This is a genomic window from Nocardia donostiensis (assembly GCF_002081715.1).
GTDB classification, from domain to species: Bacteria; Actinomycetota; Actinomycetes; order Mycobacteriales; family Mycobacteriaceae; genus Nocardia; species Nocardia donostiensis.
Genome location: NZ_MUKP01000018.1, coordinates 24,106 through 38,937, shown reverse-complemented (window position 1 = coordinate 38,937; position 14,832 = coordinate 24,106). Strand labels below are relative to the sequence as shown.

At 65.7% G+C, this 14,832-nt stretch carries 15 protein-coding genes; 8 read left to right on the top strand and 7 right to left on the bottom strand.

What is annotated here, in order from left to right:
• Positions 1-231: 231 nt before the first annotated feature.
• Positions 232-1,209 (bottom strand): NAD(P)H-dependent flavin oxidoreductase, encoded by a 978-nt coding sequence (locus B0T44_RS14030; RefSeq protein WP_077115995.1) that lies wholly within the window; start codon positions 1,207-1,209, stop codon positions 232-234.
• A 330-nt stretch (positions 1,210-1,539) separates the two neighbouring features.
• Here B0T44_RS14030 and fadD5 point away from each other — a divergent pair, with 330 nt between their 5' ends.
• Positions 1,540-3,108 carry a fatty-acid--CoA ligase FadD5 gene (gene fadD5 / locus B0T44_RS14025; RefSeq protein WP_077115993.1) on the top strand — a complete coding sequence of 523 codons (1,569 nt, stop codon included), beginning with the start codon at positions 1,540-1,542 and terminating at the stop codon, positions 3,106-3,108.
• 85 nt (positions 3,109-3,193) lie between these two features.
• Positions 3,194-3,802, top strand: coding sequence for a cysteine hydrolase family protein (locus B0T44_RS14020; RefSeq protein ID WP_077115992.1), 609 nt, complete (start codon positions 3,194-3,196; stop codon positions 3,800-3,802).
• 13 nt (positions 3,803-3,815) lie between these two features.
• Here B0T44_RS14020 and B0T44_RS14015 read toward each other — a convergent pair whose 3' ends face one another.
• The 3 genes from B0T44_RS14015 to B0T44_RS14005 form a co-directional block, all read right to left on the bottom strand.
• Positions 3,816-6,191, bottom strand: a complete 2,376-nt coding sequence (locus B0T44_RS14015) for a lysylphosphatidylglycerol synthase domain-containing protein (protein WP_077115991.1) — start codon at positions 6,189-6,191, stop codon at positions 3,816-3,818.
• A 182-nt stretch (positions 6,192-6,373) separates the two neighbouring features.
• Positions 6,374-7,153 (bottom strand): SDR family NAD(P)-dependent oxidoreductase, encoded by a 780-nt coding sequence (locus B0T44_RS14010; RefSeq protein ID WP_254854170.1) that lies wholly within the window; start codon positions 7,151-7,153, stop codon positions 6,374-6,376.
• On the bottom strand, positions 7,150-7,890 hold the full coding sequence (locus B0T44_RS14005; protein WP_077115989.1) for a 2OG-Fe(II) oxygenase: 741 nt from the start codon (positions 7,888-7,890) through the stop codon (positions 7,150-7,152). The genes B0T44_RS14010 and B0T44_RS14005 overlap by 4 nt, the downstream gene beginning before the upstream one ends.
• A 230-nt stretch (positions 7,891-8,120) precedes the next feature.
• On the opposite strand from B0T44_RS14005, the gene B0T44_RS14000 reads away from it, so the two are divergent.
• Entirely contained in the window at positions 8,121-8,546 is a 426-nt protein-coding gene (locus B0T44_RS14000; RefSeq protein WP_254893678.1) for a GDSL-type esterase/lipase family protein, read from the top strand.
• 65 nt (positions 8,547-8,611) lie between these two features.
• Positions 8,612-9,415 (top strand): winged helix-turn-helix domain-containing protein, encoded by an 804-nt coding sequence (locus B0T44_RS13995; RefSeq protein ID WP_077115986.1) that lies wholly within the window; start codon positions 8,612-8,614, stop codon positions 9,413-9,415.
• Between the two features lie 81 nt (positions 9,416-9,496).
• Here the strand turns inward: B0T44_RS13995 and B0T44_RS13990 are convergent, their stop codons facing one another.
• From B0T44_RS13990 to B0T44_RS13980, 3 genes are all read right to left on the bottom strand, one after another.
• Positions 9,497-10,624, bottom strand: a complete 1,128-nt coding sequence (locus B0T44_RS13990) for an NAD(P)H-dependent flavin oxidoreductase (RefSeq protein ID WP_077115984.1) — start codon at positions 10,622-10,624, stop codon at positions 9,497-9,499.
• 216 nt (positions 10,625-10,840) lie between these two features.
• Entirely contained in the window at positions 10,841-11,473 is a 633-nt protein-coding gene (locus B0T44_RS13985) for a class I SAM-dependent methyltransferase (RefSeq protein WP_077115982.1), read from the bottom strand.
• Positions 11,474-11,497: 24 nt separating this feature from the next.
• Entirely contained in the window at positions 11,498-12,895 is a 1,398-nt protein-coding gene (locus tag B0T44_RS13980; RefSeq protein ID WP_077115980.1) for a glycosyltransferase family 87 protein, read from the bottom strand.
• A 187-nt stretch (positions 12,896-13,082) separates the two neighbouring features.
• Between B0T44_RS13980 and rpsF the strand changes: the two genes are divergently transcribed.
• From rpsF to rplI, 4 genes are all read left to right on the top strand, one after another.
• The gene (gene rpsF, locus B0T44_RS13975; protein ID WP_077115979.1) at positions 13,083-13,370 is read left to right on the top strand and encodes a 30S ribosomal protein S6; all 288 of its coding nucleotides are present in this window, start codon (positions 13,083-13,085) and stop codon (positions 13,368-13,370) included.
• 92 nt (positions 13,371-13,462) lie between these two features.
• Complete coding sequence (locus B0T44_RS13970) at positions 13,463-13,993, top strand: single-stranded DNA-binding protein (protein WP_077115978.1); 531 nt, start codon at positions 13,463-13,465, stop codon at positions 13,991-13,993.
• A 57-nt stretch (positions 13,994-14,050) separates the two neighbouring features.
• Positions 14,051-14,302, top strand: coding sequence for a 30S ribosomal protein S18 (gene rpsR, locus B0T44_RS13965; RefSeq protein ID WP_077115977.1), 252 nt, complete (start codon positions 14,051-14,053; stop codon positions 14,300-14,302).
• Between the two features lie 18 nt (positions 14,303-14,320).
• Positions 14,321-14,779, top strand: a complete 459-nt coding sequence (rplI, locus tag B0T44_RS13960; protein ID WP_077115976.1) for a 50S ribosomal protein L9 — start codon at positions 14,321-14,323, stop codon at positions 14,777-14,779.
• The last annotated feature ends 53 nt before the right edge of the window (positions 14,780-14,832 follow it).

Here is a 14,832-nt window from a genome sequence, read left to right as displayed (position 1 = left end):
CTGGAGGGAGGATCCCAGCCTTCGGAGTTGGGTTTCGACGTTCACCGCAGACAGCTGGAATGGCACGCTTGGTACAGCTCCGCGGGCGTTCACGTCTCTACCGGCCCGTCGGCGACGGACCGGGGGCTGTACCGGATGCGCTGACCTCCGCCTGAACGCGGCGGCTTGCGCTACGTTCGCTGGGTCGCACTACTTGGCCGCAACCGAGGTGTGGTGGTGACGCCTGCGGTTTCAGACCGAAACGACGTGTTCGGCCAGGCGGGCGGTGATGAGTTCCTCGGCTTCGGCGACCATACGGGCGATGAGATCGGCGCAGCTGGGGATGTCGTGGATCAGGCCCTGGCAGAGGCCGACCGACCAGATGCCCGCGTCCAGGTCGCCTTCTTCGAAGACGCGGCGGCCGCGGGCGCCGGAGACGAGTTCGCGGACGTCTTCGAAGGTGCCGCCCGCTTTTTCGATCTCGACCACTTTGCGGCTGATCTCGTTGTCGGCGACGCGGGCGGTATTGCGCATGGTGCGGAAGATGAGCTGGGTGTCGCGTTCGGTATTGGCGACGATCTGCTCTTTGACCTGCTGGTCGATCGACGACTCCTGGGTGCACAGGAACCGGGTTCCCATGTTGACCCCGTCTGCGCCGAGGGCGAGCGCCGCGACCAGGCCGCGGGCGTCGGCGATACCGCCGGAGGCGATCATCGGGATGCTCAGTTCGCGGGCGGCGGCCGGGATCAGCACCAGGCCGGGTACATCGTCTTCACCGGGGTGACCGGCACATTCGAAACCGTCGATGCTCACCCCGTCCACGCCGATCCGTTCGGCCTTGAGCGCGTGCCGGACGCTGGTGCATTTGTGCAGCACTTTGATGCCGGCTTCGCGGTAGTGGGGCAGGAACGGTTCAGGGTTGCTGCCCGCGGTTTCGACGATCTTTACCCCGCTGTCGATGATGGCTTGGACGTATTCCTGGTACGGCGGGGGGTTGATCGACGGCAGGATGGTGAGGTTAACGCCGAACGGTTTATCGGTCAGCTCCCTGGTGCGGGCGATCTCGATGCGCAGGTCGTCGGGGGTGGGCTGGGTCAGTGCGGTGAGGAAACCGAGCCCGCCTGCATTGGCGACGGCGGCGACGAGTTCGGCCCGGCCAACCCACATCATGCCGCCCTGCACGATCGGATGTTCGACGCCAAAGGTCTCGGTGAACCTGGTTCGCAGCATTGGTCTCTCCTCTACTTCGCGCGGGCGCCCCCGCATATCGCTGCATAGTGGCACGTGAGCCCGAGTTCCAACAACTCAGAAGTGAGCCGGGATTCGCATAGATAGGTTAACGGCCGACTGGGCTGTCGGCCGGTTTGTCTGCAGCTAGTCCGTAAACCGCCAGCTAGAAGGTGAAAGTCGCCGGTGGGGCCCGACCGGGCAGATTAACGGCAATTCGTCCCCAGATTCCTTGTATCCAGGTATGTTAATTGCTATTCTTCCGCCACGTTCACCCGCAGAGCCGTCGGATCCACCGTCGGTGATATGCGGGATCCGAGAGGAGTTCCTGGGATGACCACTGGTGCGCAGGCGCTCGACGAGCCGTTCAGGTCGCGTCGTAATCACTGGAACAACCAGATCGCCACCCACGCGCTGATGCGACCGGACGCGGTCGCGGTGCGGTTCCGCGGCGTCGACACCACCTGGAAACAGCTGCACGAACGCTCACAAACATTCGCCGACGCACTCGCCCGCCGCGGTATCGGCTTCGGCGACCGGGTGCTGCTCCTCGCGCTCAACCACCCCGAATACCTCGAGGCCGTTTTCGGTATCAACGCCCTCGGTGCGATCGCGGTCCCGGTCAACTTCCGCCTCACCCCGCCTGAGGTCGCCTATATCGCCGGCGACAGCGGAGCCAAAGCCGTGATCACCGACACCGTGCTGCAGCCGCTGGCAACCGCGGTCAAGGCGCAGGTGCCCACTCTCCAGACCTGTGTGGTGATCGGCGGTGCGAGCAGCGACGACTGCCTCGGCTACGACGACGCGATCGCCGAGGAGGGGGAACCGCACACCCCACTCGACATCCCCGAAGACACTCCGTCGCTGATCATGTACACCTCGGGCACCACCGGCAGCCCGAAGGGGGCTGTGCTGTCCTACGCGAATATGAACGCCCAGGCGCTGACCTGTATCCGGGCGCTGGCGATCGAAGCCGATTCGGTCGGTTTCTGCACCTCGCCGCTGTTCCATATCGCAGGCCTCGGTTCCTTGGCGCCCGCATTCATGCTGGGATCGAAGACGGTACTGCATCCGCTGGGCGCATTCGACGCCACCGAATTCCTGGATGCGGTCGAGGCCGAGCAGGCCACGACGGCCTTCTGCGTGCCCGCCCAGTGGCAGCTCATCTGCGCCGAGCCGACGGTGAAACAGCGCAAGCTGGCGTTGAAGGCGTTGAGCTGGGGCGCGGCTCCTGCCTCCGATACCGTGCTGAAGGCGATGGCCGACTGCTTCCCCGACGCGTTCAACGTCGCGGTGTTCGGCCAGACGGAGATGTCGCCGATCACCTGCGTGCTGGAGGGCAAAGACGCCATCCGCAAGCTCGGTTCGGTGGGCAAGCCGATCCCGACCATCCAGGCTCGTATCGTCGACGACGAGATGAACGATGTCGCGCCCGGTGCGGTCGGCGAGATCGTCTACCGCGGCCCGACCCTGATGCAGGGCTACTGGAACAAACCCGAAGCGACCGCCGAGGCGTTCGCGGGTGGCTGGTTTCACTCCGGTGACCTGGTCCGCGCGGACGAGGAGGGCTTCATCTATGTGGTGGATCGTAAGAAGGACATGATCATCTCCGGCGGCGAGAACATCTACTGCGCCGAGGTGGAGAACGTGCTGTTCGCGCATCCGAAGATCCGCGAGGCCGCCGTGATCGGGCGGACGCACGAAAAGTGGGGTGAGGTGCCCGTCGCGGTGGTCGCCCTGACCGACATCGAGGGTGAGCTGACCCTGGCCGAACTCGAATCGTTCCTCAACGAGAACCTGGCCCGCTACAAACATCCCAAGGATCTGGTGGTGGTGCCCGAACTGCCGCGCAACGCCAGCGGCAAAGTCATGAAAGTACAGCTGCGCAGCGATTTTTCCTAGTTTCACGTGAATCATTGCCGGGCAGACAAGGGTTTTCGGCACCCGCCGCGTGCACCGGCGGCGTGAATGGTTCAGGATCTAACCCATGTCCGACCAACATGCCGCTGTCCTCGCCCTGCACTGGCAAGTGAACGTCATCCGGCCCGAAGGTTTCTTCGGGCCCATGCTGGCCGAGCCCGTGGCCGCGACCGGGGTGGTGCAGCGTGCCGCGCAATTCCATGCCGACGCCGCCGCAATCGGTCTGCCGGTGATCTTCACCCGCTTCACCGTCCCCGAGGACGAGGGCAAGCTGGTCACCAATACCGGCTTCATGCTGTCGGTCGCGGCCGCCCAGCAGGAGTTCCGTCCCGAGGCCCCCGGATCGCAGCTCATCGAGGAGATGGCAGACCAGCCGAGCGCTGTTTTCGATAATCAGAAACTGTCCGGGCTCGCGGGTAGCGGACTGCTGCGCTGGCTCGCCGAAAACGATATCGACACCCTGTTCCTGACCGGTGTGGCCACCAACCTCACTGTTGAGCAGACCGCTAGGCATGCCACCGACCTCGGTTTCACCGTGCACACCGTTGCCGACTGCGTAGCCGCCGCGAGCCCTGAGGTGCATGCCGCTTCACTCGCCAACCTCACTCTGGCGACCAGCGGACCTCGCACCGCCGCCGACGCACTCGAGATCAGCCAACTGACCGGCTCCGGGTAAACGGAGATAGGGCTTAAATCATGTTCTTGTCGGTCATCCAGCGCATCACCTGCCACCCGCAGAACACCGGGATCCAGCAGGTGAGCACCCGGTAGAGCAGTACCGACGGCACCGCGACAGCAGCTGGGAGCCCGAACGCGGCCAAACCGCCGATCAACGCTGCCTCCACGGCGCCCACACCGCCCGGTGTCGGCGCCGCCGAGGCCAGCGTCCCACCGATCATGGTGACGATGGTGACGGTGATGAACGTGGTGCCGCCGCCGAAGGCTTCCACACTGGCCCACAGCGCCAACGCCTGTCCGAGGGTGAGTGCGGCGCAGCCGAGGATGATGATCGAGAACCGTTTCGGGTCACGCGCGAGCCCGGCCAGCTCTCCGAGCACCTCGGCTACCTGAGGTCGCACCGAATGGTTGAGCCAGCGGCGCAATTTGGGCACGAAGATGAACGCGCCGAAGATACCGACGCCGACACCGGCGAGTAGGTACAGAATCGTGGGATCGGGCACGAAATGCGATAGATCCGCCGAGGTGCCCGCCGCGATACTGAACAACACCAGCAGGCTGATATGTGTGATCACCTGCGCCGCCTGCTGCAAAGCCACCGCGGCGGTGGCCCGCACCGTGCCGACCCCGCCTTTCTGCAGGAACCGCACACTCAACGCCAGGCCACCCACCCGTGCGGGCGTGGTGGTGGCGGCGAAGGTGTTGGCGATCTGCATCAGCACCAGCGGCCAGAAACGCACCAGCCCGGAGGCGCAGGCCCACAGCGCCGCCGCGGTTCCGGTGTAGGTCAGTGTCGACAACGCCAGCCCGGCCAGCGCCCACCACCAGTTGGCGGTACGCAGCTGGCTGAAGAAGGTGGGAACGGCGCTGATGAACGGATACGCAACGTAGACAAGGCCGATCAGCAGGAACAGCTGGATGATGCTGTTGCGGTTGAAGCGGGTGATCCGTTCGGCCTCGATCCGATCCTGCCCGGTCTGCTTGCGCACCTCCTCGCGGGCCGCGGCAACCACGGTCTTCCAGTCCGGCAGCGATTTGCGGATACCCGACGGCATCGCCGATTTCGTCAACCGGCGCGAAGCGGTGAGCACTGCGTCCACCCCGAGCGCGTCGATGGCGGCGGATACCGCCTCTTGTCTGCCGAAGATCGCGGTCGTGGACACCAGCAGCTGGGCGATATCGGACTGCCGCTGCGCGTCCGTCGCGCCGAGTTCGGCGTAGCTGAAACCGCTGAACAGCGCGGTGCCGTCGTCGATGCGGATCTCGGACGGACGTAGATCGCCGTGCGCGATCTGCCTGCTGTGCAGGGCCTGCAGCGACTGCCACACCGCGGGGAGCGCATACCGGTGGCTGCTGTTGATGAGCACGCCCCGTGGCGCCGTATGTCCGTACAGCATCCAGCCGCGCGCCAATGACGACACCGCGATCGGACGATGCGCCGCCATCCCTATTTCACCGAGGGCGATGGCCATCAGCGCGCGATGCTCCACGGCGCGATGCATGGAACCGTGCAGCGGCGCTGTCTCACTGGACCGGAAGGTCAGCCAGCGCCACAACTGCTGTAGCACGCCGCGGCTGCGCTGGTTCTTGCCGTAGAGCTCCACGAGCAGGTCGCGTTCCTGCCCTTCGACCGACGCGGACAGCATCAGCGGCCCCGACCCGGCCGGGCGCCTCACAGTCAACCGGGTGACGAGATACCCGCGTTCGGCCAGCACCCGCACCGCGGCGTCCAGCGGCACCTCGAGCGCGGGCGTTCCGACCACGAGCACGATCACCGCCCCGACCAGCCAGCCGACCGCGAGCCCGAACATGGCGCGCGCCGGGACGACGGTACTGACCACCAGATGGATCGGCGCGAACGCCAGCAGCAGGAACCACAGCCAGCGCCGGGGCCGCACGGGCAGCCATGGACTGGACACGGTGAGTACCGCGGCCAGCATCGCGATCCAGCGGGGATCGTCGAGGAACTGCTGCAGGAACGTGTTGTCCAGGCTGTCCGGTACCTGCAGATGCCATTGCGGCGCCGACAGCCCAGATGGGGTGATCGACAACAGCAGACCGGCCACCAGACCGGCGGCGGCGTATCCGGCGAGCAGTTTCCACTGCCTGCCGATGATCAGCTCGATCAGGATGGCGAACGGCAGGATCAGGATCGCGATGCCGTAGAGCAGATAGACCAGGTTGGACTGGTCCGGGTTGAGGAACCCGACAATATTGGACACCGAACGTTCCAACGCCAGCCATTCCGGCCGGGTGATCAGCGAGCCCGCCACCACGACGCCGACGCCGAGCACCGCGAAAACGACACGCACGATGTCACTGGTCCGCTTGGTGAGCGGTTGCAGCAGGCTGCCCGTTACCGGGATTTCCCGCCCATCGACTCGCATGTCTTATCGGTACTTTCGGATCGAGTTGACGCTACGCCGACCGCCCTCGCCCACCGGTGGTGAGTATGCAGGAGGCCGAGGCGGACGATACACACCAACACGCCCGCCCTCCTCGCCCCGACCTGGCGCGAGGCACGAAGACGCCACCAGCACCTTGTCTACCGGAAACTGCCAGGAAACGGTCAGCTTGCCGCGCCGGCCGCTCGGGCGTGGCGGACCGGGGCGGGCGTTTCCCGGAGGGGACCGACGGTGAAGATCTCGCCGGACATCGGCCCCTCGTCGAGTTCGACGATCGCGCGCACCACCTGCTCGGTCGGTACCACTGCCGGGAACGCATCGGGGGCGATGGCGTTGACACGCACCCCGAACTCGGTGAACTCGTCCGCCATATGCCTGGTCAACTGGTTCAACGCCGCCTTAGACGCCGAATACACCGCCTCCCCACCCGGCCGCACCGACGATCCGGCCGCACTGGAGACATTGACGATATTGCGGTTACGGGACCGGTTCACCGGCCCGTCGTGCACCCAGCCCCGCTGCGCCAAGCGGGTCGCCAGCCGCAGCGGCGCCCCGACGTGCACCGCGAAACTCGGTTCGAACGCCGACAACGCCGCCTCGCCGTCCACCACCCCGAACGGCTGCACGCTCGGATGCCCGGCCGCGTTGACCAGCAGGTCGACCTGCCCGAAACGGGCAAGCGCGATATCCACCACCCGCTCGGCTGCCCCGTTTTCGGTCAGGTCGGCCTGGACGATGAACACGCGGGAGTCGTTTTCCGGTATCTGTGCCGCCGGATCGAGCGGGTCGACGAACCATTCGTGCTGGGACGGCACCGCTGGGACGCGAGCGCGGCAGACGGCGACGATGTCGTAACGGGTGTAGAGGGCACGGCAGAATGCATCCCCAAGGGTGCCGCCCGCACCGGTGAGCAGGCATACCCGGCGTGCGTCGGCGGCGGTCACGGCAGGCTCCTTTCCTGCGTGTTTCCGGCGGGCCGGTACAGCGACAGCTCAACGCGGTGGCATTCCGCGGCGCCGGTTCCGACGAACGCATACCAGGACCGCGGCGTGCATTCGAACAGCACCAGCGAATTGCCCAGCGGCGGGACCGACCGCCCGGTAGCCGCGTCAGCCGATTCGTACAGCATGGTTTCACCGCCGTCACCCGGCTGCCATGCGGTATCGCCCAGATAGAAGGTCGCCGTCAGCACACGCATGCCTTCGCGTCCGCCGGGGGCAGCGGACCGCAACGGGTTGTCATCGATCCGTATTTCATCCGGCGCCGGCTCATCGCCGGGGAACCACACCGGCCCGTACCCGTTGCCCGGTGCCGTCCCCGGGCTGCCCGGCGGGTCCGTCAGCAGCGCGGCCGTCACATCGGCCACCCCGACACCGGCAACGTTCGCGATCATGTCGCGCCATTCCCGGGACAGGAAAACCGCCAGCGGCCCGTCGCGCAACTGCGACAGCCCCACCGCAGCCGCGCCCGGCTGCTCCTCGGCGTCACGGGGTGAGAACAGCTGCGGGCTGTCGCGGCGGACCCGTTCGACTTCGCCGGTCAGCCGCCGATAGAAATCGGGCGTGAACACGTCCCGGGCGTAGATATGCGGAAACGGCAATGCCCGCCGCACCCAATACCGATGGGCCAGCAGATCCGCGAACCATTGCGGCGCCGCCGGTGTTCGACGCTCCCCGGACACCCGACCACTCCCTCCCTACGATCCCTGGTGATCCTATTGCCTAGCACGTGCCGCGCCTACCGAGCATCGGTTGAGCCCAGGGGGTACCGCCTGAGACCACCCGGTATTCGGTGCTGGTATCGCGGTCGCTTTTCGGACAGCGGATGCGGCCGCCGCCTCGTCCTGGGAGGATCAGCAGGTGAACGACCTGCGTATTTGTTTCGTCGGCGACTCGCTGGTTGCAGGTGTGGGTGATCCGGCTGCCCGAAGGCTCCGACGCCAGGGTCGTGTTCTCCTTCGGCGTCAACGACACCACGATCGAAAACGGGCGCCCGCGTATCGAACCGGGCACCTCGGCGGTAAACCTCACCGAAATGCTAGCCACCGCAGCGGAACTCGGTTGGCCGGCTCTCGTTGTCGCGCCACCGCCGACCGCCGATCCCGCGCACAACGCCAGAACGGTGGAACTGGATGAGAGCTTCGCCGCGATCTGCGCCGCGACCGACACCGTGTACGTACGGACCCATCAGACTCTCGCCGCCGATCCGACATGGATGCGCGAGGTGCGCAACGGAGACGGTGCGCATCCAGGCGTAGGGGGCTACACCGCCTTCGCGGAACTTCTGCAATCGACGTGGCTCGCGTGGTTGCAGAGCACTGATCGCACATTCTCGTGAGCAGTGCGGCACAACTGTGCTTAGACTGTCTGGGACATAAATCGGTCGATTCGAGAGGTACATCGATGGGCTCCCGCACGGTGGTCGCCGACGTCGCCGACGAGCTGGCACGCCGGGTCGCCGCCGGGGAATACCAGCCGGGGGAGCTGATGCCCTCGGTGCGCCAAGTCGCCGACGAATTCCGGATGAACCGGGCCACTGCCCAGCTCACCCTGGGCAGGCTGGAATCCTACGGTTTCGTCGAGGCCCGCCGCGGTAAGGGGTTCACGATTCGCGACGTCCGCGAAGCAGGCGGAATCGACGTGTACCGGCACCTGTTCCGGTTTTCCACCTCGATGCCCGCCGTGGCCGTCGACATGTTCCGCGATATCGTCGAGATGGAACGCGGCATCGTGCTGGAGGCCCTGCTCGGATATACCGCCGTACTACACGCCGCCTCCCCTACCGCCTCAGCCGCACCGAAAGTCGATCCGGCCGCGCTCAAAGCCGATATCGACCGGCTGGAAACCCTTGCCCGCCTGGACGTCCCGGACCATCATCAGCTGCTCGCCATCGAGATCGGCCTGGTCAGGAAACTGCTCACCGCCCTCGACTCGAGTATGCAGCGCGCGGTCCTGAACTCCATCGGGGAAATGGTGCTCGAGGTGCCCGAAGCGGTCGAAGCGTTTTTCGCAGGCGCCGCCGACCTGCATGTACTGATCTGGCGTGCGCTGATGGCGGTATGGGAATCCGATTCCGGTCCGTCGCAGGCTCAATTGGCGCTGTTCGAAGACCTGCTGGGGATGTACCACCAGAAGGTGATCGCCCGGTTCGCGGATCTATTAGGTGTCACCGAGCAGTCAGAAACCGAGCACGCAGCTACCGCCTGAGCCCGTTAGGCAGTGCAGTGTGGTCGGCGCCGAACCCGTGCGCGGTGACGTATCACCTGCGCACGGGCGGCGGGAATCGCGCTACAGCGCTCCGTTGAGCTTGTTCAGCCGCTCGCAGGCCTCGACGTACTCTTCGATCAGCCGGTTGATAACGTCGGCGGAACGCTCCACCTTGTTCATCTGGCCGACCACCTGACCGACCGGGTTGAAGTTGACGTCCTTGGCCGCCTCCGGGTAGCGGTGACCGCGCTTGACGCCATCGAGTGCCACCATCATCTGCAGCGGCATCGGCAGCGGATCCGGGGTGTCGGCCTGCTCCCAGGCATCGGTCCAGTCGTTGCGCAGCATCCGGGCAGGTTTACCGGTCCACGCCCGCGAGCGCACGGTGTCGTGGCTGGTGGCCTCCAGGTAGGTCTGCATCTGGGCGGGCGGCACGTTCGCCTCTTCGACGGTCAGCCAAATCGAACCGGTCCACGCACCGGCCGCGCCCATCGCCATCGCTGCAGCGACCTGACGGCCGTCGCCGATACCACCGGCGGCGAGTACCGGCAGGTCACCGACCGCGTCGATCACCTGTGGCCACAGCACCAGCGAGGACACCTCGCCGCAGTGGCCACCGCCTTCGGTGCCCTGGCAGACCACGAAGTCCAGGCCTGCGTTCTTGTGGTTGAGCGCATGCTTGACCGAACCGCACAGCGCGCCGATCAACCGGCCGGAGTCCTGCACCTGCTGCACCACATCCTCAGGCGGGGTGCCCAGCGCGTTGGCGACCAGCTTCGCCTTCGGGTGCTTCAGGATCACCTCGACCTGGGGCCCAGCGGTGGTGGCCGTCCAGCCGAGCAGCTGCGGATGCACTTCATCGGCGGGCAGTTCGGGCACGCCGTGATCGGCGAGCAGTTTCGCCGCGAACTCGCGGTGGCCGTCCGGAACATGTTTGGCCAGCTCGGCTTCGAGCTGCTCGGGCGACAGGCCGTCGATGCCCTTGCCCTCGTACTTCGACGGGATCACCAGATCCACGCCATAGGGGCGATCGCCCACATGCTCGTCGAGCCAGGCGAGCTCGACCTCGAGCTGTTCGGCGGTGAACCCGACCGCGCCGAGCACGCCGAGACCGCCGGCGTTGCTGACCGCGGCCGCGACATCACGGCAGTGGGTGAAGGCGAAGATGGGGAACTCGATCCCGAGCCGGTCGCAGATATCGGTACGCATGGCGGTAGTGGTCTCCCTGTCCCTGGAACGGGTTACATATCTGCCGCGCGAATCCGGGCGCGGCCTGTGTCATCCGGCGGCCTCGAATCGGCCGCGCACCGCGGATATCGCCATTTCGCGGTTGCGGCCTCCTCGGGCAGCACGGGTGCCATATCTCGAATGTAACACGTTCTAGTTTTTGAGAATACCCATTCACCTGATTCGGCGGTGACAGGTTCAGCCCTGCTTCATCACCAGCATCGACCCCTGCCCGAATCGTTCGCTGTCGGCAGGTTCGCGCACCATCCGTGCGACCGGCGCGAAACCCGCGGCGCCGAGCAGGCCCGACAGCCGGTCAGGAGCCCACCGGTAACCCTCCACCACCTTGTGATCGAACGATTCCACCGCCCCCGGCACATCCGAAGTCTGAAAACCGAGCAGTGCGTGTCCGCCGGTCTCGAGCACCCGATGGAACTCGGCGAGTACCCCGGGCACCCGTTCCGGCGGCAGATGAATGATCGAAAACCAGGCCAGCACACCGCGCACCGAACCGTCGGGCAGGTCGAGCGCCTCCAGCGTCCCTTCTCTGAAACTGAGTCGCGGGTATCGCTGCCGTGCCAGTTCGATCATCCGGGGCGAAAGGTCGATACCGAATACATCCAGACCGAGCCCAGCCAGATACGCCGTCATCCGTCCCGGACCGCACCCCAGATCCGCGACCTGGCCGTCGCCTACCAACTCGGCGAACGCATTGAGCACCGCACGGTCCAGTGGGGTCGCGTCCAGGTGATTCTCGACAAGCTCGGCGTACAGGTCGGCGACCCCGTCATAGGCAGCCCGGGTCCGGCCGGTATCGATCGGCTCCTGCATATGTTCTGTTGTCCTCTCAGCGGATCATCGGATGGGCACAAGCTCGCCGGAACCATGTGTCGATGCCACGGCAGTGCGGCGGACCCGCGGCCCGGCGCGCAGGAAAACGAAAAACAAGACCACCGCCAGCGCGGCCCGCCCCCAGACACCGAACTGGACCACCGTCTCCATCACCTCGACCGAACTACCCGAACCGAGCGAATAGAAGTAGCGGAACACCCCCACTCCGATCGCGATATCGGCAACCAGATACGCCCCGACCAGCGACCACGGCACCTCGAGCAACACAAGAAACGGAATTATCCACAGGGTGTACTGCGGTGAGTGCACCTTGTGGAACAACAAGAACCCACACAGCATCGCGCCGCTCACCGCGACCCACGGATACACCCCGGTCATCTCGAAACGTCGCCACCCCAACCACACCGCCAACACGAAAGCAGCGAGCACCAGCGTGGGCGAAGCGATCGACACCGTGTCCTGGAAGGCCGCTTCGCCCACCGCGCCCGTGCCGAACACCGGCCGCAAACCCCAAAACCAGATCGAATTCGTGGTGATATCGGCCTGGCGCATCTGCTGGAATTCGATCGAAGCCCGCCAGCCGGGATAACCCGCCAGCGCGAACGGTAAATTGACCGCGACCACCGTGCCGACCGCAGCCGCACCCGTCAGCAGCGCACCGCGCACGTCGTACCGGCGGCCCGGTTCGGCGAGCGGCCCGGTCCCGGTCGCCCGCTCACCACCGCCGGTGAGCACATACAGCATCAGCGGCAGCACGAAGATCCCCGGATAGATCTTGAGACAGAAGCCGAGCGCAAGCAGGACAGCGGCCCATATCCCCCTGGTGCGCAGCGGAAATCTGGTCAGCATAGTGACCACATAGATAGCGGCCACCGAGGTACACACCACCGGCAGCTCCCAGTTGTGGAACGCGTAGAGCACCAGCGGCGGCCCCACCGCCCACAGCAGCGCCGCCCGTCCCGTCATTCGCTCCAGCAACCACGCCGTCACCAGCGCGAACGGGGCCAGCAGCAGAGCCGAACGCAGCAGGAACATGGCGTCGTTATCGGCTCCGAGCGCACCGAGCCACATCAGCACGCCGCTGAGCACCGGATATTCCACCGCCCCGCCGACCAACGCGCCGTCCGGGCTCATCCCCCCATTGATATACGGAAAGACATGCTGATCGATATCGCGGCCGAGCCACAGGTACTGGATATCGGAGTAGCAGACATGCGAGTCCTTGATCACGTCGAAAGCGGCGCTGCGCCCGTCGGTGCGGAACGGCGACCCCGCGCAACGGGCTTTGTTCGCGTACGCGACCAACAGGGTCAGCCCGCACAGCAGCAGTGTCATGGCCGCGGCCGCCCGGCGGTATACGGGACCGGCGACGAGCGTGCTCGCTGCGGGACCGTTCGGCATGAGATCCACCCTAGGTGCCGTGCCGTATCGCCGGAGATAACAGCAGCTACCACCGCTGGGGAATGCGGGAGGAGATCGATTTCGCAGCTCAGCACCCGCTCAGGTACTCTTGCCCGGTTGCTGACGCGACGACCTCCTGCCACGGACCGTCCGTGGCCGCACCGAGACCACAGGAGGTGATTGGTTCGTGCGTCATTACGAAGTGATGGTAATTCTCGATCCGAGCCTGGACGAGCGCACCGTCGGACCGTCCCTGGAGAACATGCTCAGCGTTGTTCGCTCCGATGGCGGCAAGATCGACAAGGTCGACATTTGGGGTCGCAAGCGCCTCGCCTACGAGATCCGCAAGCAGGCCGAAGGTATCTACGCGGTGATCGACCTGACCGCCGAGCCGGCCACGGTCAGCGAGCTCGACCGCCAGCTCGGACTCAACGAGTCGGTGCTGCGCACCAAGGTTCTGCGCAACGACAAGTAGTTCGCGAGCACTCGTTTGCGTCGGTGCCTGTCTCTAGGCTCTAGCGCAACAAGCGAGTGCACCCGGACTGCACACCGAGCAGGAGGAACCACATGGCAGGCGACACGGTCATCACCGTTATCGGAAACCTGACGGCCGACCCCGAGCTTCGATTCACGCCCGCGGGCGCCGCGGTGGCGAACTTCACCGTCGCCTCGACGCCCCGGATTTTCGACCGTAATACCAATGAGTGGAAAGACGGCGAAGCGCTGTTCCTGCGCTGCAATATCTGGCGCGAAGCTGCGGAGAATGTTGCCGAGAGCCTGACAAGGGGATCCCGGGTGATCGTGAGCGGACGGCTCAAGCAGCGCTCCTTCGAAACCCGCGAGGGCGAGAAGCGCACAGTCGTCGAGCTCGAGGTCGACGAGGTCGGTCCCTCGCTGCGCTACGCAACGGCCAAGGTCAACAAGACCAGCCGCGGCGGTGGCGGTGGCGGATTCGGTTCCGGCGGTGGTGGTAACTACAACGCCAACAGTGGCGGCGGACGTTCCGGCCAGCAGGCCGCGGACGACCCGTGGGGCAGCGCGCCCGCGGCCGGCTCCTTCGGGGGCGGCGGCCGCATGGATGACGAACCGCCGTTCTGACGACGGCCCGCACCGGCCCGCGACGGCGGGCCACCAAGAATACGGAGTTGAACGAAGATGCCTAAGTCGCCTGCGCGCGAAAAGGTGCTCAAGAAGAAGGCTTGCACCTTCTGCAAAGAAGCCAAGTCCGGACTCGTCAAGATCGATTACAAGGACACGCCGCTGCTGCGCAAGTACGTCAGCGATCGCGGCAAGATCCGTGCCCGCCGGGTGACCGGCAACTGCGTGCAGCACCAGCGCGATATCGCGGTTGCCGTCAAGAACTCGCGTGAGGTGGCGCTGCTGCCTTACGTGTCGACGGCTCGCTGAGAAAGGGCGGTACTTCAGATGAAGCTCATTCTGACTGCCGATGTGGACAACCTCGGCGCTCCTGGTGACACCGTCGAGGTCAAGGACGGTTACGGCCGCAACTACCTGCTGCCGCGCGGTCTGGCGATCGTCGCCACCCGTGGTGCGCAGAAGCAGGTCGAGGGGATCCGCCGGTCGCAGGAAGCTCGTCGAGTGCGCGACCTGGACCACGCCAACGAGCTGAAGCAGGCCATCGAGGGCTTGGAGTCGGTGTCGCTGGCGGTCAAGACCGCGGGCACCGGCAAGCTGTTCGGTTCGGTGACCCAGTCCGATGTGGCTGCGGCCATCAAATCGGCTGGTGGTCCGGCTGTGGACAAGCGCAGCATCGAACTGCCGAAGACGCATATCAAGTCCACCGGCAAGCACGCGGTGACCGTGCACCTGCACGCCGATGTGGTCGCCAAGTTCGCTCTCGAGGTCACTGCCGCCGCGAGCTGATCGGCGGCGATTACCTGAGGGCCAGGCACAAGCCGAAGGTCACGCTCGTATCT

Excerpts from the sequence above, each read along its gene's own strand:
- B0T44_RS13990 (WP_077115984.1), bottom strand. The coding sequence starts at position 10,624 with ATGCGTACCGATATCTGCGACCGGCTCGGGATCGAGTTCCCCATCTTC.
- B0T44_RS13980 (WP_077115980.1), bottom strand. The coding sequence starts at position 12,895 with ATGCCGAACGGTCCCGCAGCGAGCACGCTCGTCGCCGGTCCCGTATAC.
- B0T44_RS13995 (WP_077115986.1), top strand. The coding sequence starts at position 8,612 with ATGGGCTCCCGCACGGTGGTCGCCGACGTCGCCGACGAGCTGGCACGC.
- fadD5 (WP_077115993.1), top strand. The coding sequence starts at position 1,540 with ATGACCACTGGTGCGCAGGCGCTCGACGAGCCGTTCAGGTCGCGTCGT.
- B0T44_RS14015 (WP_077115991.1), bottom strand. The coding sequence starts at position 6,191 with ATGCGAGTCGATGGGCGGGAAATCCCGGTAACGGGCAGCCTGCTGCAA.
- B0T44_RS13970 (WP_077115978.1), top strand. The coding sequence starts at position 13,463 with ATGGCAGGCGACACGGTCATCACCGTTATCGGAAACCTGACGGCCGAC.
- rpsR (WP_077115977.1), top strand. The coding sequence starts at position 14,051 with ATGCCTAAGTCGCCTGCGCGCGAAAAGGTGCTCAAGAAGAAGGCTTGC.
- B0T44_RS14020 (WP_077115992.1), top strand. The coding sequence starts at position 3,194 with ATGTCCGACCAACATGCCGCTGTCCTCGCCCTGCACTGGCAAGTGAAC.
- rplI (WP_077115976.1), top strand. The coding sequence starts at position 14,321 with ATGAAGCTCATTCTGACTGCCGATGTGGACAACCTCGGCGCTCCTGGT.
- B0T44_RS13985 (WP_077115982.1), bottom strand. The coding sequence starts at position 11,473 with ATGCAGGAGCCGATCGATACCGGCCGGACCCGGGCTGCCTATGACGGG.
- B0T44_RS14030 (WP_077115995.1), bottom strand. The coding sequence starts at position 1,209 with ATGCTGCGAACCAGGTTCACCGAGACCTTTGGCGTCGAACATCCGATC.